This window comes from Pseudanabaena sp. UWO311 (assembly GCF_006937785.1).
In the GTDB taxonomy this organism is placed as follows: Bacteria; Cyanobacteriota; Cyanobacteriia; order Pseudanabaenales; family Pseudanabaenaceae; genus Pseudanabaena.
Genome location: NZ_SJEE01000008.1, coordinates 1 through 17,623 on the forward strand (window position 1 = coordinate 1; position 17,623 = coordinate 17,623).

The 17,623-nt window shown below is 40.9% G+C and carries 21 protein-coding genes; 14 read left to right on the forward strand and 7 right to left on the reverse strand.

Features of this window, described 5'->3' with window-relative positions:
- The first annotated feature begins 116 nt into the window (after positions 1-116).
- The 5 genes from PseudUWO311_RS08305 to PseudUWO311_RS08325 all read left to right on the forward strand — a co-directional run bounded on the left by PseudUWO311_RS08305 (position 117) and on the right by PseudUWO311_RS08325 (position 3,752).
- A complete protein-coding gene (locus PseudUWO311_RS08305; protein ID WP_223807508.1) occupies positions 117-314 on the forward strand; it encodes a type II toxin-antitoxin system HicA family toxin in 198 nt (65 codons plus the stop codon).
- 167 nt (positions 315-481) lie between these two features.
- Positions 482-1,390 (forward strand): restriction endonuclease, encoded by a 909-nt coding sequence (locus PseudUWO311_RS08310; protein WP_142654735.1) that lies wholly within the window; start codon positions 482-484, stop codon positions 1,388-1,390.
- 101 nt (positions 1,391-1,491) lie between these two features.
- Positions 1,492-1,809, forward strand: a complete 318-nt coding sequence (locus tag PseudUWO311_RS08315; RefSeq protein WP_103666538.1) for an RNA-binding protein — start codon at positions 1,492-1,494, stop codon at positions 1,807-1,809.
- A gap of 312 nt (positions 1,810-2,121) precedes the next feature.
- Entirely contained in the window at positions 2,122-3,009 is an 888-nt protein-coding gene (locus PseudUWO311_RS08320; RefSeq protein WP_142654736.1) for a hypothetical protein, read from the forward strand.
- A gap of 20 nt (positions 3,010-3,029) precedes the next feature.
- Positions 3,030-3,752 (forward strand): rhomboid family intramembrane serine protease, encoded by a 723-nt coding sequence (locus PseudUWO311_RS08325; RefSeq protein WP_142654737.1) that lies wholly within the window; start codon positions 3,030-3,032, stop codon positions 3,750-3,752.
- Between the two features lie 136 nt (positions 3,753-3,888).
- Here PseudUWO311_RS08325 and ilvA read toward each other — a convergent pair whose 3' ends face one another.
- Together ilvA and hemC are read right to left on the reverse strand one after the other, a co-directional pair.
- Positions 3,889-5,400: a threonine ammonia-lyase, biosynthetic gene (gene ilvA, locus PseudUWO311_RS08330; RefSeq protein WP_142654738.1), complete on the reverse strand. Its 1,512-nt coding sequence runs from the start codon at positions 5,398-5,400 to the stop codon at positions 3,889-3,891.
- A gap of 185 nt (positions 5,401-5,585) precedes the next feature.
- Positions 5,586-6,536 (reverse strand): hydroxymethylbilane synthase, encoded by a 951-nt coding sequence (gene hemC / locus PseudUWO311_RS08335; RefSeq protein ID WP_142654739.1) that lies wholly within the window; start codon positions 6,534-6,536, stop codon positions 5,586-5,588.
- Between the two features lie 239 nt (positions 6,537-6,775).
- On the opposite strand from hemC, the gene PseudUWO311_RS24350 reads away from it, so the two are divergent.
- The 5 genes from PseudUWO311_RS24350 to PseudUWO311_RS08355 all read left to right on the forward strand — a co-directional run bounded on the left by PseudUWO311_RS24350 (position 6,776) and on the right by PseudUWO311_RS08355 (position 11,774).
- Positions 6,776-6,877, forward strand: coding sequence for an Rpn family recombination-promoting nuclease/putative transposase (locus PseudUWO311_RS24350; RefSeq protein ID WP_223807502.1), 102 nt, complete (start codon positions 6,776-6,778; stop codon positions 6,875-6,877).
- Between the two features lie 82 nt (positions 6,878-6,959).
- Entirely contained in the window at positions 6,960-7,352 is a 393-nt protein-coding gene (locus tag PseudUWO311_RS08340; RefSeq protein WP_223807503.1) for a DUF4351 domain-containing protein, read from the forward strand.
- 324 nt (positions 7,353-7,676) lie between these two features.
- Positions 7,677-8,111 (forward strand): putative toxin-antitoxin system toxin component, PIN family, encoded by a 435-nt coding sequence (locus PseudUWO311_RS08345; protein WP_142654740.1) that lies wholly within the window; start codon positions 7,677-7,679, stop codon positions 8,109-8,111.
- Positions 8,108-8,341, forward strand: a complete 234-nt coding sequence (locus PseudUWO311_RS08350; protein WP_142654741.1) for a hypothetical protein — start codon at positions 8,108-8,110, stop codon at positions 8,339-8,341. The genes PseudUWO311_RS08345 and PseudUWO311_RS08350 overlap by 4 nt, the downstream gene beginning before the upstream one ends.
- Before the next feature lie 334 nt (positions 8,342-8,675).
- Positions 8,676-11,774, forward strand: a complete 3,099-nt coding sequence (locus PseudUWO311_RS08355) for a CHAT domain-containing protein (RefSeq protein ID WP_142654742.1) — start codon at positions 8,676-8,678, stop codon at positions 11,772-11,774.
- 34 nt (positions 11,775-11,808) lie between these two features.
- Here PseudUWO311_RS08355 and PseudUWO311_RS08360 read toward each other — a convergent pair whose 3' ends face one another.
- Positions 11,809-12,477, reverse strand: a complete 669-nt coding sequence (locus PseudUWO311_RS08360) for a restriction endonuclease subunit R (protein ID WP_142654743.1) — start codon at positions 12,475-12,477, stop codon at positions 11,809-11,811.
- 114 nt (positions 12,478-12,591) lie between these two features.
- Entirely contained in the window at positions 12,592-13,299 is a 708-nt protein-coding gene (gene bchM, locus PseudUWO311_RS08365) for a magnesium protoporphyrin IX methyltransferase (protein WP_142654744.1), read from the reverse strand.
- Between the two features lie 119 nt (positions 13,300-13,418).
- Here bchM and sppA point away from each other — a divergent pair, with 119 nt between their 5' ends.
- Positions 13,419-14,429 carry a signal peptide peptidase SppA gene (sppA, locus tag PseudUWO311_RS08370; protein WP_142654745.1) on the forward strand — a complete coding sequence of 337 codons (1,011 nt, stop codon included), beginning with the start codon at positions 13,419-13,421 and terminating at the stop codon, positions 14,427-14,429.
- A 58-nt stretch (positions 14,430-14,487) separates the two neighbouring features.
- Positions 14,488-15,486 (forward strand): 2OG-Fe(II) oxygenase, encoded by a 999-nt coding sequence (locus PseudUWO311_RS08375; RefSeq protein WP_142654746.1) that lies wholly within the window; start codon positions 14,488-14,490, stop codon positions 15,484-15,486.
- Between the two features lie 30 nt (positions 15,487-15,516).
- Here PseudUWO311_RS08375 and PseudUWO311_RS08380 read toward each other — a convergent pair whose 3' ends face one another.
- Positions 15,517-15,756 carry a hypothetical protein gene (locus PseudUWO311_RS08380; protein ID WP_142654747.1) on the reverse strand — a complete coding sequence of 80 codons (240 nt, stop codon included), beginning with the start codon at positions 15,754-15,756 and terminating at the stop codon, positions 15,517-15,519.
- Between the two features lie 361 nt (positions 15,757-16,117).
- Entirely contained in the window at positions 16,118-16,255 is a 138-nt protein-coding gene (locus PseudUWO311_RS08385) for a photosystem II reaction center protein K (RefSeq protein ID WP_103668670.1), read from the reverse strand.
- Between the two features lie 106 nt (positions 16,256-16,361).
- Here PseudUWO311_RS08385 and PseudUWO311_RS08390 point away from each other — a divergent pair, with 106 nt between their 5' ends.
- Both PseudUWO311_RS08390 and PseudUWO311_RS08395 read left to right on the forward strand, forming a co-directional pair.
- Positions 16,362-16,823, forward strand: a complete 462-nt coding sequence (locus tag PseudUWO311_RS08390) for a hypothetical protein (RefSeq protein ID WP_142654748.1) — start codon at positions 16,362-16,364, stop codon at positions 16,821-16,823.
- A 111-nt stretch (positions 16,824-16,934) separates the two neighbouring features.
- Positions 16,935-17,210, forward strand: a complete 276-nt coding sequence (locus PseudUWO311_RS08395; protein ID WP_103668672.1) for a MoaD/ThiS family protein — start codon at positions 16,935-16,937, stop codon at positions 17,208-17,210.
- Between the two features lie 38 nt (positions 17,211-17,248).
- On the opposite strand, the gene PseudUWO311_RS08400 is transcribed toward PseudUWO311_RS08395, so the two are convergent.
- Entirely contained in the window at positions 17,249-17,557 is a 309-nt protein-coding gene (locus PseudUWO311_RS08400) for a hypothetical protein (protein ID WP_142654749.1), read from the reverse strand.
- Positions 17,558-17,623 lie beyond the last annotated feature (66 nt).

Consider the following 17,623-nt stretch of genomic DNA (forward strand, 5'->3'; position numbering starts at 1 on the left):
GAAGTCGCTGATGGTTTCAAGGAAAATCTACCTATCATTTTTGATGAATATCTTCCTAAATGGAATTATAGAGCTATTCCTCAAAATAACTGAAATGCATAAGTTATTTATTTTTCATTCCTAAGAAGCTATCTAAGCTTGGGTGCGAAGAAATTCCTAAACGTGGTGGTGGTTCACATCGTAAGTGGTTTAATCCAGCTACCGAGAAGGCAACAGTAATTCCTGATTGGAGTGGTCGCGATCTCAAACTTGGAACATTAAGAGCGGCTATCAAACAACTAGGAATTGAATGGTCTGCCTTTGATGGTGCATGATCAATCAGTGGATCTAATCTCTATTTCAACATCAATAATTATTAAGCGATCAGGTTACAATATATGCCTAAGATCAACACATAAATATATTTAGTTTTTTAGCTGAGTTTACTTAGCTTAGCCATCTCAATTCAATCGTTAGACTGTAAGATTACATTATTTGAATTATGCTTGACGTTTTTACAGAAGAAGTTGAGGTTATAGTAAAGGATGGCATCGCAAATCTATATTGGTACAAAAGCGATTTACACAAGGCTTGGCTCCGTTCAGGTGTACCTGCAACGATTCGTGATGAGGTAATTCGTCTTCGCACCAAAGACGATCAGGAATTCTCTAAGCGTCGTCAAATGGATGCCTTGTATGACAGGTTGCGATCTGGAGAATATAATCGTCGCCTAGAAATATCGCGAAATTTTGTTCGTATACTTATTGAACAAAAAATGTTTGTTCCCCAGAGCGAAATGCATCGTGTTGAAATTGCAGAGCGTTGTTCTTTAAAACTCCGAGAACTTATCCGTCAGCAGGAAAAAGAACGAGAACATAATGACAGTCTCCGTGCGAACATCGAGAGGACAAAACGAGAGACATACGAATCAAGAATAGCAAATCTTCAATTAAAATTTGCAGAAGCTCATAACCTTCCACCACAAAAGAAAGGCTATGAACTTGAATCATTGTTTAACGAACTTATGATCATCAGTGGGATTACTGTTGAAGAGCCGTTTAGGATTGAGGGTGAACAACTAGACGGAGCCATAAAATACGATGGTCACTACTACCTAATTGAGTTGAAATGGACATCAGACAAAAGCGACCCAAAGGAAATCGGTCATTTCTTTTACAAAGTGGAAGGAAAACTTCAAGCTCGTGGAATATTTCTATCAATGAATGGATTCACGAATGGAGCAATAACGACTCTACCCAAAGGAAAAAACCTTAAAATTATACTGCTTGATGGAAATCATTTAGCTAACGTGATTTACAATACGTACAAATTTCAAGATCTTCTTGAGTATTCTATTCGCCAAGCTTCGCTAAAAGGTGAAATATACTGTTCACATAATATTTATGGCTGAAGTTCTTCTAACAGCTTATTCCTCGTATCACAGAAAACAGTGGGACTAACTGTTATGCCGATAACACTAAGTTTTTCTTGTTTGAAATAATGGTAAACAGTATGGAGTGCATAAGTTGGGAACAAATCAAATCTAAGTACAAGTTAGGTGAGTTTGTGCAAGGAAAAGTGGAGTTTCATGCGCCATTTGGAATTTTTGTAAAAATTGACGAATCTTCAGTTAAAGGCTTAATTAAAATTCCAGACTTTTTGGATGAAGGTGCGATGAGTCCAGAAATGTACCCTGAAATTGGAACAACAATTGGCGCAATAGTTGTTGGATACAATGAAAGCAATTGTCGCGAGATATATTTAAACGCGAAACCTAGTGTTTTACACAAAGCACTCGTACCCTTGAGAATTCCTGCTTTAACGAGTTAGATCTATATTGCTGTTTTTTGATGAGGGGTGTGAAGCGATCGCATTACATCGACTTGATATTTTGTGGGACTGAATGCGCATGATGAGATCGCAAATCATCAATGATTATTTGGATTGCATTTGACAAAAAAATTATTTAGAAGTAATTTGACAAGAAAAAAAGTTGACTTTAGAGATAAGTGTTGTAAAGTGACTTTCGATCCACTAGCATGGATAGATATTATTTGATCGTGACAAGCCAGAAATGATTTCACCTTTGGTGAAGTTACCTATAAGAGAACTATTTAGAGGTTATTGAAGGAGTTCCATCTAATGTCAATACACATAAGTTGTCAGTGTGGAGAATCTTACGACTTAAAAGATGAATATGCAGGAAGAACACTTAAATGTTCCAAATGTGGCGCAAGTCTTCAGGTTGGCAGTGAGCAAGGTATTCGCGAAAACAAGTATTCATCTGATTCGGCTTTTAACCGAGACAAGTTTCTTCTTCGCCAAAAACTCTTGGCTATTTCTGAAAAGTATGATGTTTGCGACGAGCAAGCAAAGCCTATTCTCTATGTCGAGCGCCCTGCCCATCTACTGAGAAACTTGGGGGCATCCCTAGCAGGGATAATTGCTGGAATTGCTTTTGTCATCTTTATTGCCATGATTTTTCGTGCTGTACCTGAACAGCTAAAGGGTTTTCTCATAGTGTTTGCAATATTTGGATGGCTAGCAGTGACATTTGTCGTTAGCATCTTGCTTTATAAAAAGCGAAATGTAACTATTTATCGCGATAAAAGTAAGCAAGATCCAATTTTGAAAATTTTACAAGATAAGAAGGTTGAAATCCTCACAGCAACTTTTACATTGAGAGATACTAACGGTGACTTAGCAAGATTTCGCAAGAACTATTTATATGACATCTTTCGCAAACGCTGGAACTGTTATGCCCCCGATGGTTCTCTAATCTGCGTTGCAAAGGAAGACTCACTTATTTTGTCACTGCTTCGACGGTTTTTAGGTACATTTTTTGGTCTACTCCGAACTAACTTCATCATCGTTCAAGGCAATAGCGATCGGGTTATTGGTGAATTCAATCGTAATTTTACGATCCTAGATCGTTACGTGCTAGATATGAGTGCTGACCAGCAACACATTCTAGATCGAAGAATTGCGATCGCGATAGGCATTATTCTTGATACTGGCGAACGGCGATAAAAAGTTGCAAATTAAACCTCATGACAACGGAACCAAATCCATCTCCAGATCCCAACTCTAATGAGGAGGTTTCTTCTGAAGAAGAACCTCTTTTGATTACCGATGAAATGTTAACCGATCATCCCGAAAGAGGCAGAGCTGACTTTGAAAGTGGAATGTCTAGCTTTCCACCGTTAACTCTAATATTAATTGCCTTAAATATTGCAGTATTTGTGTGGCAAATTAATACTGGTTCACTATTGAGTAAGGATGCAATTATTGCATCTGGAGCATTAGAAAGATCGCATCTATTCCGAGGCGAATTGTGGCGACTATTCAGTCCAATGTTCCTACATGGAAGTTTAGACCATTTGATTGGCAACTGTTTTGCTCTGTATGTAATGGGAATCGCCTGTGAACATGCGCTTAGATTCAAACAGTTTGGAATTGTCTACTTTTTTAGTGGCTTTTGTGGTTCTTTACTTAGCGTTATGGTGCAGCCAGGTCCATCTGTGGGTGCATCTGGAGCAATCTTTGGACTAATGGCTTTCATCGTTGTATTCCTATATAAGTATCAAAAAACTTTTTTTATTAGAGATCGTCGTATTGGTTTTGTTATAGCAGCTTGGGGACTTTTGACAATTGTGTTTGGGTTTCTCTCCCCATATATTGATAATTTTGCTCACATTGGCGGAGCAATCGGTGGGGCGATCGCGATTCTATTTCAAAAACCTTTTCTGTTAACTAAAGTACATCGCTCTTAAAAAATTTGGTCTATTTATACCAAAACACTAAATGGCGTAGCCATTTTGTGTTTTTAAAACCCTTATAGGGTTTGGTTTTTAATTCGATAATCGCGCTCGCACTTTTCTTTGAAGGTATAAAAAAGCTAAAAACAACTCAACCTAAAAACAACTTATAGACTGGATTTTGGCTCTCATCCCAATAGCGATAGCCGAGAGTATCGAGAAAAGCTTGCCACTCTTCCATCTCTGACGGAGGTACTTGCACACCGACAACAATCCTTCCATAATCCGCGCCATTATTACGATAATGGAACAAACTAATATTCCAATTGGGACTCATCGAACTAACAAACTTCATCAACGCACCTGGACGCTCAGGAAACTCAAAACGATAGAGAAGCTCATTATGAGCAAGAGGCGATCGCCCTCCGACCATATGTCGTAGATGTAGCTTCGTGAGTTCATCATCGGTAATCTCGATCGCAGTGAACGCATTCTCAGCAAAAGTGGTTGCGAGGTTTGCCGCATCTGCGCGATTGACAATCTGCACACCGACAAAAATATGAGCTATTTCTTGATCGGCAATCCGATAACTAAACTCAGTTAGGTTTCGCCGACCCATTAGTTCGCAAAACTTCCGCAAACTGCCAGCATGTTCAGGAATCGTCACTGCAAAAATCGCCTCGCGATGTTCCCCTAGTTCCGCTCGTTCAGCCACAAATCGCAGACGATCAAAGTTCATGTTCGCACCACAGGCGATCGCAACTAGAGTCTGTCCTTCAATACCTTCACGTTCTACATATGCCTTTGCACCTGCGATCGCCAAAGCTCCAGCAGGTTCTAAAATCGAGCGCGTATCCTCAAAAACATCCTTAATCGCCGCGCAAGTATTATCAGTATCAACCAGCAAAATCTCATCAACATATTGTTGGCAAAGGCGAAAAGTCTCTTGCCCAACTTCGCGCACCGCTACACCATCGGCAAATAGACCAACTTGATCGAGGCGCACTCGATGTCCAGCCTGTAGCGATCGGGACATTGCATCAGAGTCAACTGGTTCTACGCCGATGATTTTAATCTCAGGACGTAATCGTTTCACATAGGCTGCTATGCCAGAGATCAGACCACCACCACCGATCGCTATAAAAATTGCATGGATTGGTTTCTGATATTGGCGCAAAATCTCCATGCCAATCGTTCCCTGTCCTGCAATCACATCAGGATCATCAAAGGGATGAATAAAGGTGAGATTCTTCTCTGCTTCCAATTGCCTCGCATGGGCATAGGCATCGTCGTAGGTATCACCATGCAAGACCACCTCACCACCACGCATTTTTACAGCGTTCACTTTTACCTGTGGTGTAGTCACTGGCATGACTATAATTGCTTTTGTCCCTAACTCGCGAGCGCTGAGGGCGACTCCCTGAGCATGGTTTCCTGCCGATGCAGCAATCACACCCTGAGCAAGCAAGTCAGGAGATAATTGCGCCATTTTGTTATAAGCTCCACGCAATTTAAAAGAGAAGACTGATTGCATATCTTCTCTTTTCAGCAGCAACCGATTATTCAATCGCGCCGATAGGTTAGGGGCAAATTCTAATGGTGTTTCTTGCGCGACATCGTACACGCGAGCTTTGAGGATACGTTCTAAATAGTCAGTCTGCACAACGCTATCAACTTAATTATTAATTTTTATAGGTTGCTATGCTATGAGAGACTGCAAACTATAAAAATTGGTTTAGTGATCTATAATTCTACTCTTTTTCTCGTATCTTTAATCAGAAACTTACCCAAAAAAAGCAAAGCGCCCACTAAATAGGCGCTTTGCTTTTTTGAGTAAGGGACTCATCCTCAAGAACGAACTTCTGAGAAAATCTTGTTGAGAATATCTTGAGCGCCCTTATCCTTGAGTTGATGGGCTAGCTCTAGACCGATCGCATCAGGTTTGGTTAAGTCCCCAGTGACTTCTCCTTTGATTAGAGTTTTACCATCAAGGCTAGCAACAATTCCTTTTAATGTGAGCTTGTCAGCATTAATGGAAGTATTCACCCCAATGGGAACTTGGCAACCACCTTCAAGTTCGCGCAAAAATGAACGCTCTGCGAGGCAGCGTTGAGTGGTGGGATAGTGGCTGATTGGTGCAAATAAAGCAAGGATTTCTGGATCTTCATCTCGACATTCGATCCCTAAAGCACCTTGTCCAACTGCATGAAGAGAAATCTCTGCATCGATGATCTCATGAACGCGATCGCCCATTCCTAAACGTTGCAAGCCTGCGGCTGCAAGAATTAGCGCATCATATTCACCAGAATCTAGCTTTTGCAGACGAGTATTGAGATTGCCGCGTACATCTTTAAAAGTAAGGTGTGGGTAATAATGGCGCAATTGAGCCAAGCGACGGAGTGAAGATGTGCCAACGACAGTACCTGATGGCAAAGTTTCGAGGGTTTTGTCCTTAAGCTTTTCATGAACAACCAAAGCATCAGCAGGATTTTCGCGCTCAGTTACAGCCCCAAGCATTAGCCCTTCAGGCAAATTTGTGGGTAGATCTTTGAGGCTATGCACTGCTAAATCTGACTGCTTAGTCAGCATTGAGACTTCTAATTCTTTGGTAAATAAGCCCTTGTCGCCGATTTTAGCAAGAGGAACATCAAGAATCTTGTCACCCTGTGTGCTCATGGTGACGACATCAAACTGGAGATTAGGATGTGCTTTGCTTAGTTCAGCCTGTATCCAATGGGTTTGTACCAGTGCTAGCTGACTTTTGCGAGAACTAATGCGAACTGTTGAGGATGCGACCATAGGACAAACTAAATAATATGAAAAACAATAAAAAACAACAGAATTTAAAAATGAGTAGGGGAGGTGCGTTACGCTAGCTCTACTAAATTAAAAGCACTCTTAAAAGCACTATTTTCTATTCAAACAGGTTTTGCGGCTATTTCGATGCGATCGCCTAAATATAAAATGTAAAGAATTCTTACAGGTCAAAGCTCAGCAAGATCTAGTGGCTTGTAATTAAAATTCGCTAATATAACTTGATGCGAACTGACACAATATTTTTTCAGCTATTTCAAACCTTTGATAGTTTGCTGTTTGAATTGGTGGGATTACCGCCAGAAACAGCAGCAGGATATCGCTAGTTAGCTGATCGAGTGGGGCAAGGCGATCGTGAGAGGAAGATAGAATTTATTGAGACAGTTTTGCTGTATTAAGTTTCCGCAAATGAGTCGAGAGGAGGTTGAAGCGATGTTTACATTAGGTGATCTCAAGAAAACAAGGGTTTATCGGGATGCGCTCCAAGAAGGTCAGCGTCTTGGCAAGCTTGAAGGTAAGCTTGAGGGCAAGATTGAAGGCAAGCTTGAAGGTAAGCTTGAGGGTGTAAAAATCGGGACGCAGCACGGTCAAGTTTTGGGACTAAAGCAGGGGCTAAAGCAGTTTGCGGTAAAGTTGCTGACGAGGAAGTTTGGTAAGGTGACGCTGAAGATGGTTAAGCGGTTGGATAAGTTGTCGGCGGAGCAGTTGGAGGAGTTGGCGGAGGCGGTGTTGGATTTTGAGAAGGTGGCGGATTTGGAAGCATGGTTGTCAAGTAGAAAGGTAAAAGGAAAAAATTTGTAATGGTCAAGCATTTGCGCCACAATATTCAAACTCCTCACAAAAAATCCATGTACGCAAATGCTTAACCCTCTTTGCTCTCGCCGATCGCTTGTGGCTGCGCTGTGAAGTTTGGGCGTAGCATTACCGTTTAGAGGTTGTGGTGAAATGCCTAAATGGTGGCGGTAATGCTGCGCCCCTACGATAATTTTTACTTTCTACTTTTTCCTTTTTCCTTGCTTGGGTGAATGCTTAAAAAAATCGGGGAGATGGAGACACAAGAAAATTTAGTGATATATTGACTGTGCGGTTCATTAGGGTTTGGAAGTATGAGGTGTAAATAGACAATTGTCAAAGATTTATCAAATAGTTGTTGATACTAATGTGCTAATTTCTGGGTTAAGATCCAGTCTAGGTGCATCGTACAAATTGCTTTCTATCCTTAACGATCGCCGTTGGCAAGTTAATGTATCTACAGCTTTGCTTTTTGAGTACGAGGAGATTCTAAAAAGTGCTAGCAACGATTTTGGTTTAACGTTACAAGAGTTGGATTTAGCGATCGCAGCTATTTGTAATATTGCTAATTTCCATCCAATTTTCTTTCTATGGCGACCAATGCTCAAGGATGCAGATGATGAGTTCTTAATTGATCTCGCTTTGAAAGCACAAGCAGATTTTATCATCACTTACAATCAAAGGGACTTGCAACCAGTTGAGAGGTTTGGGATTCAAGTTGTTACACCTAAACAATTTTTACAGATAGTTGGAGAGATTGATTCATGAGAGTTATTGCTGATATTCCTGATGTTCTATACCAACAATTGGAGTCTTTTGCTCAAAGAGAACAAATTCCTATAGATGGATTAGTGGCGATCGCATTGTCGTCTCAGCTTGCTGTGTGGTCAACTAGGGATTATCTAGCAGAGAAGTCAAGGCGGGTGAGTTGGGATGCGTTTGAGAAGGTGTTGGCGAAAGTTCCTAATGGGGAACCTGATGAGCACGATCGCTTGTAAGCGATCGCCAAAAATAACGCCGATCTGTAGGGGTTAAGCATTTGCGCCACAATATTCAAACTCCTCACAAAAAATCTCGATCGCGAAAAATGCTCAACCCTCTTTGCTCTCGCCGATCGCTTGTGGCTGCGTTGTGAAGTTTGGGCGAAGCATTACCGTTTGGAGGTTGTGGTGAAATGCCTAAATGGTGGCGGTAATGCTGCGCCCCTACGATAATTTTTACTTTCTACTTTTTCCTTTTTCCTTGCTTGGGTGAATGTTTAAAAAATTCGGGGAGATGGAGACACAAGAAAATTTAGTGATATATTGACTGTGCAGAGCATCAAGGTTAAGTATGCAGAGTCGCCAAAAATCATCAAAATTTGCCCATCTTTTCCTTTTGCCTTTTTACTTTTTCCCTGTTGGTGGGACTGAGGTAGCGAAAGCGCAAGTGAGACGAGAGGGTAATGCGGAGATAGCTCAGAAATCGACAAATGATACTAATATTCTTGCTAACAGATTTGATCCAAATTCTCGTAATAGAGGTATAGATATAAATCCATCGAATGTAGATGTTTTTATTATTAATCCATCTATTTTTAATCCATCTGTTTTTAGAGATCCATATCAAGAAGCAGAATTACTATACAAACAGGCACAACAGCAATATCAAGCCAATCAATTTGAGATAGCTTTGCAATCATGGCAGAAAGCATTAACTATTTATAGACAAATTGAAGATCATAACAACGAGGCAAATTCACTGCATAGCTTAGGCTTAACCTACGCAAACCTCAGACAATACCAAAGAGCAGTCGACTTATATCAACAATCCCTAGAAATCAAAAAGCGAATCGGGGATCAAAAGGGTGAGTCAGATATACTCGATAGTCTGGGGCGTGCCTACAGAAATCTCGAACAATACCAAAAGGCAATTGATGTCTACCAGCAGGCTTTAGCAATTAAAAAGCAAATCGGTGATCGAAAGGGTGAGTCAGATATACTCGATGGTTTGGGGCGTGCCTACAAAAATCTTGAACAATACCAAAAGGTAATTGATGTTTACCAGCAGGCTTTAGCAATTGATAGAGAATTAGGTAATCGTGATACTGAAGTAAGATTACTCTCTATTCTAGGCGGTGCATATAACATCCTCGAACAATATCAAAAGGCAATTGATTTCTATCAGCAATCCCTAGCTATCGTTAAGCAAATTAGTTCTGTTGCTTGTGCTCTTGACAGCATAAGTACAGATTGTCTTAAAGAGCGCAATATCGAAGGAGATTTGCTCTTTTCTATTGGTAATGCCTACTACCAGATTAGCGATTATCAAAAGGCAATTGATCTATTTCAGCAGTCCCTAGCAATCAAAAAGCAAATTGGAGATCTTAATGGACAAGCAGATTCACTTAGTAATTTAGCCAGTGTTTACCTCGCAATTGGGCAATACCAAAAGATAATTGATTTCTACCAGCAGGCTTTAGCAATCAAAAGGCAAATCGGTGATCGAAAAGATGAAGGGAAATTACTCAGTAATCTAGGTAGCGTCTACCTCAGTCTCGGACAACATCAAAGGGCGATTGATTTCTATCAGGAGGCTTTAGCAATCGCGAAACAAATCAGAGATCGCGATAGTGAAGTAAGCTCGCTCTCCAATCTAGCCAGTGTATACAATCTCCTCGGACAATATCAAAGGGCAATTGATCTCTATCAGCAGGCTTTAGCAATCGTAAAGCAAATTAGCAATCGTGGCTATGAAGGAGCTTTGCTTGTTAATCTGGGCATTGCTTACAGTAGTCTCGAACAATACAAACAGGCAAATGACTTCTTTCAGCAGTCCCTAGCAATCAAAAAGCAAATTGGTGATAGCAGAGGGGTAGGAATTGTACTTGCTAACCTAGGGGCTAACCAATACCGTCTTGGACGATACAAACAGGCAACTGACTTCCTTCAGCAGTCCCTAGCAATCCACAAGCAAATTGGTGATCTTAATAGTGAAGGAACTTTACTCAATAATCTAGGGTCGTTTTTTAACTACCTCGAGCAATCTGAACTCGCAATCCTCTTTTACAAACAATCGATCAACGTCCGCGAAGCGATCCGCAAAGACATCAAAAAACTCGACAAAGACCTCCAACAATCCTATTTAGCCACAGTTGAAGATAGCTATCGCCGACTCGCAGACATCCTCCTCCAACAAAACCGCATCATCGAAGCCCTCCAAGTCCTCGACCTTCTCAAAGTCCAAGAACTCGAAGACTACCTCAAAAACATCAAAGGCAGCGACAGATCCGCACAGGGAGTCAGACTATTAGCACCAGAGCTAGCTCTTAGCGATAAGCTGTTAGCTGTTAGCTTTGACAATGCTCCAGAACTCAATCGACAACTAGCAAACCAAATCCAACAACTTCCCAAATCCGAAATCAACAAAGTTCCCGACTATCTCAACCAAATTCCAAATGGAACCGTATTACTCTATCCATTCATCTTAGGCGATCGCCTCGAAATCATCCTCTTTGCCCCCAACAAACTCCCCATCCGCCGCACCACCAAAATCTCCAAAGACCAACTAGAAACCTTAATTATTGATTTTAGAGCAGGACTCCTTGATGCTGGCTCCGAAGATTTTAGAGAGCCATCAATCCAACTCTATAACCTGCTGATTAAACCCATCGAAACCGAACTCGCCCAACTCAACACCAAAACTATCCTCTATGCACCCGATGGACAACTCCGCTACATCCCCATCGCTGCACTCTATGACGGCAAACAATGGCTAGTCGAGAAATACCAGATTAGCAACCTCATCGCCTATACCCTCTCCGACTTTACACCACAACCCAAAAGCGCACCCAACATCCTCGCAGGAGCCTTTGGTGGTAAAGCAGGCGATCGCAAATTCGGACAAACAGCCTTACCCGCAACCGTCAGAGAAGTCCAAGCGATCGCAAATTCATTTCAAAATTCAGTTACCCTCATAGAAGATCAATTTAGTCGCCAAGCGATCGAATCAAAATTCAAAAATCATAATATTCTCCACCTTGCCACCCATGCCGAATTTAACAGTGGTGCGCCAGACAACTCCTTTATCATCTTCGGTAATGGCGACAAAATCCGTCTCAATGAAATCACTGATTGGCAGATTCCGAACATCGATTTGATTATCTTGAGTGCCTGTCAGACAGGAGCAGGAAAACTTGGCAGTGGCGTTGAAATCTTAGGCTTTGGCTATCAAGTCCAAAAAGCAGTCGCAAAACAGGCGATCGCCTCGCTGTGGTCTGTCAATGATGAAGGTACTCAAGCCCTAATGGAAGCATTTTATGACGAACTGAAAAAAGGTGATGTCTCATCCACTGAGGCTTTGCATAGAGCACAAGTTGCTATGATTAAATCCAAGAAATACAATCATCCAAATTATTGGTCAGCTTTTTTTGCGATCGGCAATGGACTGTAAGATTTGATATCTGAACTAATGCTCTTTTAGAGAGCTATATACTAACCACAGCATTTTGCAATTTGCAAATCGCTTTTAAAACTTGTAGTAACTTTTCTGAAGACTCAGGCTCCATGAGATGTAATGATGGCAATGGTTGGTAAGTTGGTGATGAAGCATTCTGAGGATTTTGCTGAATGTAGAAAAACTCGTAATACACTCCATTAGTAGTTAATCCCCAAACTGTCTGTTGCTGTTCTAAACTTTTATAGGCATAGGTAAATAACTGTGGCAGTCCCTCCGATGCACTAATGCTCGTATTTTTTGCCTCGATCGCTAAAATCCAAAAAGCAATATCGCTAATTGTCGGACGATTCTTATTAATACAAATTAGGTCTAATCTACCTGTAATACTAATATCGCCATCTTCAAGATTAATTCGCTCTATTTCCTGTTCCATTCGCATCTTGATTGGCGCACGATAAAAACCTGCTAGCCGCAGCAATGGCATCACCGTCAGCGCCATTACCATATCTTCTAGCACTTTCCCATCGTTAAGATAGTTCTTGAAGTCATTACGAATTTGAGCTAGTTCGGAAATTTCAAATTCTGACAATGGCTCCAATTGCAGCAGGGATTTGAAAGTGCCATAGGATAGCTCTTGAAATTTGAGGTGAACATAAACTTGATCTAGGGTCAAGGTACTGGCATTGAGGACAGGCATAATTTTATTTTGGCAATCCTTTTGTAAATTATACGAGATTGATCTGTTCAAACCCCAAAGAGTGAGATGCGGCGCGAAGCGCCGCATCTCACTCTTTGGGGTTTATAATTTATTTTAATTGCGGACAGCTTCAATCAGACGAGAGAAATAAAATGAGGTAGCCGTAAATTCTTTGCGCTTGATTGTGAAACCTAACTTTTTCAGAACTTGGTGCACATCAGACTCCTTATGCAAATAAGCGCGAGTCGCTTTGCTTGGACCTGGAACCATATCGCCAACCTTCTTCATCAATATATAGTAAGGATTTTTCGGGGCAAAACTGAGGATTAGACGAGATTTAGCAAGAGAAGCTAAATGGGCGATCATTGCTTCTGATTCGCGATCGGGATAGTGAATCAATACATCTAGACAAATTACAGTGTCATATTCTCCAGACAGCGAAGATAAATCCTTGACCGCAAAGATCGGGTTTTCAGGATCGGCGGCGCGGCTTTTGCCTTCACCTACCATCTTTTCGGAAATATCACTTGCCTCTACCTTTGCACCCATAGCCGCAAGAGGAATGCTGAGACTACCAGTACCGCAACCTGCATCACAGACCGTTTGTCCTATAGCATTTTTGTCATTTTTAAACCAATCTAAAACATAATCGACGGTTTGTTGATGTCCAGTCCGAATATCGCGCTGCACTCGGTTGACATCACCTTCACCATAAATACGCCGCCAGCGATCGAAGCCTGTGGAATTAAAATAATCGCGAACTATTTCTTTGTCTTTAGGGGATTCTTTAGTTGATGTATTGTTGAGTGCTTTATTAGCCATGATTGTGAAGAAAGCTTACAAAAAAATGATTTTAACCTAGAAAGGAGAAGCAGCAAGAAGCGAGGCATCGCCTTTCTAGGTTTTATACTAAACTAAAGCAGCCGCCAGAAAAATTTGCTATGCAACTCAATCGCATCATTGCTCTCGTTTTAGTCGCCGTTTGCTTTATCTCAGCCACATTTGGTATTCAGCGCCGCCAAATGGATGAGGCTTTAAATTTAAAGAAAGTACTCGATCGCGATCGCCTTGAATTAGTCTCCCTAGATGGTGCAATTTCTGGAGCAAGGGCTTCATCATCGAGTGCGATGGCAGTACGCGATCGCCTCCGCGAACTGATCGACGAAGACTCTGTAAAAGGGGTGTTGCTATCAATTAATAGTCCTGGAGGAACCGTTGGCGCAAGTAAAGAGCTGTATGAAGCGGTTAAAGACTTAAGCGAGAAAAAGCCCGTTGTGGTAAGTATGCTGGATCAAGCAACTAGTGGCGGCTACTATGCAGCTAGCTCAGCGACAAAGATTTATGCCAATGCTGGAACATTGACAGGTAGTATCGGCGTAATTTTGAGTGGTTTTAATGCCAAGGAATTACTAGATCGCTTAGGTATCCAATCCCAAACGATTAAAACTGGCCCCTACAAAGATATTTTTTCGCCATTTCGTGAGCTAGGTGATCCAGAGCGTGCCCTATTGCAAGAACTGTTGCAAAGTACCTATCAAGAATTTATTACCGATGTATCCAAGGGGCGCAAACTAGATTTAGAAGTGGTGCGCAAGCTAGCAGACGGACGCATTTATACGGGACAACAAGCTAAAGATAATAAGTTGGTTGATGCCTTAGGAACTTTGGATATAGCGATCGCTGATTTAAGAGATTTAGCTAGAAAAAAATTCAAGTTGCCTGAGCAAAGCGAATTACCAATTCGTAAATCTCCCGCTTCCTTTGAAAGACTTTTAGATCAATTGCTCAGTCAAACTAGTGTTAGTATTGCCTTGCCGTTTTTTGATATTGCTGGTGCTGGTAAAATGTCTGGTGCGATCGCAGATCAGCTCACCTCAAAACTAACTGGTCACAATATGCAAGCAGGAAATTACGATCCACCAATTTTATTAATGCCAAGCTGGTTTAACTAAAGTGGCTTGAGACATATTTTAGATGGCTTAAATCGTCAAAAAGCAGTTGTTTAAATTTATGAAAGCTCAGCATCTGAAATCCAAAACAATTTCTGAAGATACTAATTATCAAGTCGAGCAATTAATTCAGCAGCTTGACAATGTAAAACATATTGCTGATTCGGATTTTTGGATTTCAACTGATGAGATTAAGATTTTACTAAGTCTTGATGATAGCTTCTTTGAAAGACTTAATAAAAAAGTAGCATCTCAAATTCAAGACTATAGATTTTCTTGGCGAAACTTTGAATGTATTTTAGTTGATCGTCAATTTGGGAAAGGCTTTTGGGCTATTAGAAAAAAACTAGATGTATTGTTAAACACTAATAATAGTTCTGCTCAAATACCATCATATCTTCCAGTAATTCAAGATCCCAAACCATCCACAACTAGCGATTCAATCCTCTTAAAGATTCCACCAGATCCAGATGTCATTCCCTCTCCCTACGCGCTAATTGATGATTTTCTTTCACCAAATCAACTAAACGACTTATTGCGATATAGCATTAGTAAACAGCCTGAATTTATCCCCACCACTAACTCAGCTGGTGACCCCAACTATCGGCGCTCATTTTATCTGATACATTTCCCTGAATTCTCAGAGTTAATGATTAAGCTAGTCCGAAAAATTACACCGCAAATTATCGCGCACTTAGATATAAATAACTTTGAAATCGGGCAAATTGAGTCGCAAATGACCGCCCACAATCACGGCAATTATTACAAAATCCATAATGACAGTGGCAGTCCAGACAGTGCGACAAGAGTTCTTACCTATGTATATTACTACTATCGCGAGCCGAAACCTTTCACTGGTGGAGAGTTAGTAATTTATGACAGTAAAATCGAAAATGGCTATTCTGTTGCCGCAGACTCTCGCAAAGTAATTCAACCCACTAAAAACACAATTATATTTTTCCCTAGCGGATGTATGCACGAAGTATTACCTGTGAGTTGCCCAACAGAATATTTTGCCGATAGCCGCTTCACGATTAATGGGTGGGTCAGACATACTTAGCCAAGAAAGCGCTTTGTACCTTCTTAAGCGTTAAGGTTTAGCTAGTTTTTGTTTAACCTTTGAGATTACGCCACTTGCGATCGCACCAGCCATGACAATGCCTAGTACTGGTTGAATCAATGGCTCCCATAGTTGTCGCCATAGCTCCAAGCCAAGATTTATTTTTAATGTTTCGCCGCCGAGTGCAACTAGCAGCCATGCAAAGAAGAAAAATACTAAGAACAAATTAAACATCAAAAATTTGTTCGTCCAACGTCCGAGGGTTTCCATATTTCATTAAAAATAATTTTTTTAGTAAATTAAGTGTGTGCCTTGCAGCAACACACACTTACAGCAATTCCCGATCAAACGAACCACAAGAAACTTTTAACAAGCGTTGCTTAGCAACGCTTGTTAAAAGTTTCTTAGTTTGGGTTTGAGCGAAAGGCGCTATATGAAGCAATTTTTAGCTCCTCTATATATAGTGCATGAGGCTTCACGGCACACACTTATAAAGCAATCGGGGTAACGTTGCCGCTACCCCGATTGCTTATATCGTTTTTGTTTTATAAATGAGCCAGTATAAATGTACAGAATGTACCTAAAAGTTTTTTATAAGTTTTTTTATTAAGTCAAGACTTAAAATTGAAACCTATTTGAAACCGACTGAAGCTTGCCATACAAAAGCGAGTAGCAAGAAAAATACAGGAATCACGGGAAGAACGTTTACCAGTGGATCGAAAATTCTATACGCTTCAGGTAAAGTTGCAATCAATAGACTAAGTGGCATTAAAAATAGACCTCCTTCAAGAGCTAAGATGAATTTTACCACGTCAAAGAAGACATTCTTTTTTCTGAAAATTTTTTATCAAAGGGTTTATAAAATAGGTTTATTTATGGCGATCGCAAAGACTGAAAATCTCAAAAAATTATTACAGGTTTGTAAGGCTATTGTCTTGTCTCTCCTACTATGTATTTGTACCTTTGCCATTAGTGCCAATGCTTGGGCAAGTGTGCAAATAAAGCTGACTAATGTTACCTACGAGTTATGTACTGGCGATGCTGGTAAAAACATGGTGCTAGGCGGTGGCGTGATGTCGGCAAAGTGCTACATGATCAAGGGAAATGCAAGCAATCCTTCAGGCAAAGTTGTGTACAATGCCGATATTTTTGGGCGTATATATGATGCCAATGGCAATGATGCTATGCCTGAAAGAGCGAGACTGGGTGCTGTTGAGGAGATTCCCGCAGGTAATAGCGACTTTCAAATTATGGTAGCGATTCCTGCTGAACAGCCTGAACCTTTAGAGCTTAAGCAATTTAAAGCTTCGGGATTTGCAGGCAAAGTTAGGCGGTAATCGCACTCGCGTTAAAATATAACAAATCCAGTCATATAGAAGCGGAGTTTTGAGCCGCCTCTTTATGACTGTCCAAAAAAGTCTAAAGTTCTCTGAATTGATACAAAAAATATGACCGTTAAAGTTTTAATTCCCACTCCACTCCAACAATTGACCAACAATCAAGCTACTGTCGAGTGTACTGGTGATTCCGTTCAAGCAATTATTGATTCGCTCGAAACTAGTTGCCCAGGCATCAAAGCCCGCATTTGTGATGAAAAAGGTAATCTCCGTCGCTTTGTTAATTTTTATGTCAACAGCGAAGATATCCGCTTTCTTGACGGAGCTAATACTGCCCTCAATGATGGTGATGAAGTAAGCATTATTCCTGCGATCGCAGGAGGCTAGTCCCAACAACAAAGGGATGCAAAGCATCCCTTTTTGTTTCATGGATTGATTAAGGCGATCGCGATTTGCATCATCCAAATTAATGATTGCTTCTTGCTATCTGGCTCAATCTTGCCTTTGTCACCCCAATTTTGTAGCCATTTACCCAAGCCTCCCATTGAGTCACCCATCCATTGCCCGACTTGCGCGAAAATTTGCTGGGGACCAACCCCAGTCAATACCTGAATTGTGAAAATCACAGCAACTACTAAAAATGCTGTTTTAAAGCTAGCTTTAATCACGCTCAGCAACCACCACAACAGTAGTAAAGAGACTATTAATGCGCCGATTACTAGGGGCAAGTTCATAGAGTTTTTTCCAATCCCATCTCAAGTTCAAAGATTTTATACCAATTCTCGAAAGTGTGACTACAC

Coding starts and splice junctions, on each gene's coding strand:
- PseudUWO311_RS08310 (WP_142654735.1), top strand. CDS start 482: ATGCTTGACGTTTTTACAGAAGAAGTTGAGGTTATAGTAAAGGATGGC.
- PseudUWO311_RS08315 (WP_103666538.1), top strand. CDS start 1,492: ATGGAGTGCATAAGTTGGGAACAAATCAAATCTAAGTACAAGTTAGGT.
- PseudUWO311_RS08360 (WP_142654743.1), bottom strand. CDS start 12,477: ATGCCTGTCCTCAATGCCAGTACCTTGACCCTAGATCAAGTTTATGTT.
- PseudUWO311_RS08320 (WP_142654736.1), top strand. CDS start 2,122: ATGTCAATACACATAAGTTGTCAGTGTGGAGAATCTTACGACTTAAAA.
- PseudUWO311_RS08340 (WP_223807503.1), top strand. CDS start 6,960: ATGAGTCGAGAGGAGGTTGAAGCGATGTTTACATTAGGTGATCTCAAG.
- PseudUWO311_RS08380 (WP_142654747.1), bottom strand. CDS start 15,756: ATGGAAACCCTCGGACGTTGGACGAACAAATTTTTGATGTTTAATTTG.
- sppA (WP_142654745.1), top strand. CDS start 13,419: ATGCAACTCAATCGCATCATTGCTCTCGTTTTAGTCGCCGTTTGCTTT.
- hemC (WP_142654739.1), bottom strand. CDS start 6,536: ATGGTCGCATCCTCAACAGTTCGCATTAGTTCTCGCAAAAGTCAGCTA.
- PseudUWO311_RS08375 (WP_142654746.1), top strand. CDS start 14,488: ATGAAAGCTCAGCATCTGAAATCCAAAACAATTTCTGAAGATACTAAT.
- PseudUWO311_RS08390 (WP_142654748.1), top strand. CDS start 16,362: ATGGCGATCGCAAAGACTGAAAATCTCAAAAAATTATTACAGGTTTGT.
- PseudUWO311_RS08350 (WP_142654741.1), top strand. CDS start 8,108: ATGAGAGTTATTGCTGATATTCCTGATGTTCTATACCAACAATTGGAG.
- PseudUWO311_RS08400 (WP_142654749.1), bottom strand. CDS start 17,557: ATGAACTTGCCCCTAGTAATCGGCGCATTAATAGTCTCTTTACTACTG.
- PseudUWO311_RS08395 (WP_103668672.1), top strand. CDS start 16,935: ATGACCGTTAAAGTTTTAATTCCCACTCCACTCCAACAATTGACCAAC.
- PseudUWO311_RS24350 (WP_223807502.1), top strand. CDS start 6,776: ATGCGAACTGACACAATATTTTTTCAGCTATTTCAAACCTTTGATAGT.
- bchM (WP_142654744.1), bottom strand. CDS start 13,299: ATGGCTAATAAAGCACTCAACAATACATCAACTAAAGAATCCCCTAAA.
- PseudUWO311_RS08325 (WP_142654737.1), top strand. CDS start 3,030: ATGACAACGGAACCAAATCCATCTCCAGATCCCAACTCTAATGAGGAG.
- PseudUWO311_RS08355 (WP_142654742.1), top strand. CDS start 8,676: ATGCAGAGTCGCCAAAAATCATCAAAATTTGCCCATCTTTTCCTTTTG.
- PseudUWO311_RS08385 (WP_103668670.1), bottom strand. CDS start 16,255: ATGCCACTTAGTCTATTGATTGCAACTTTACCTGAAGCGTATAGAATT.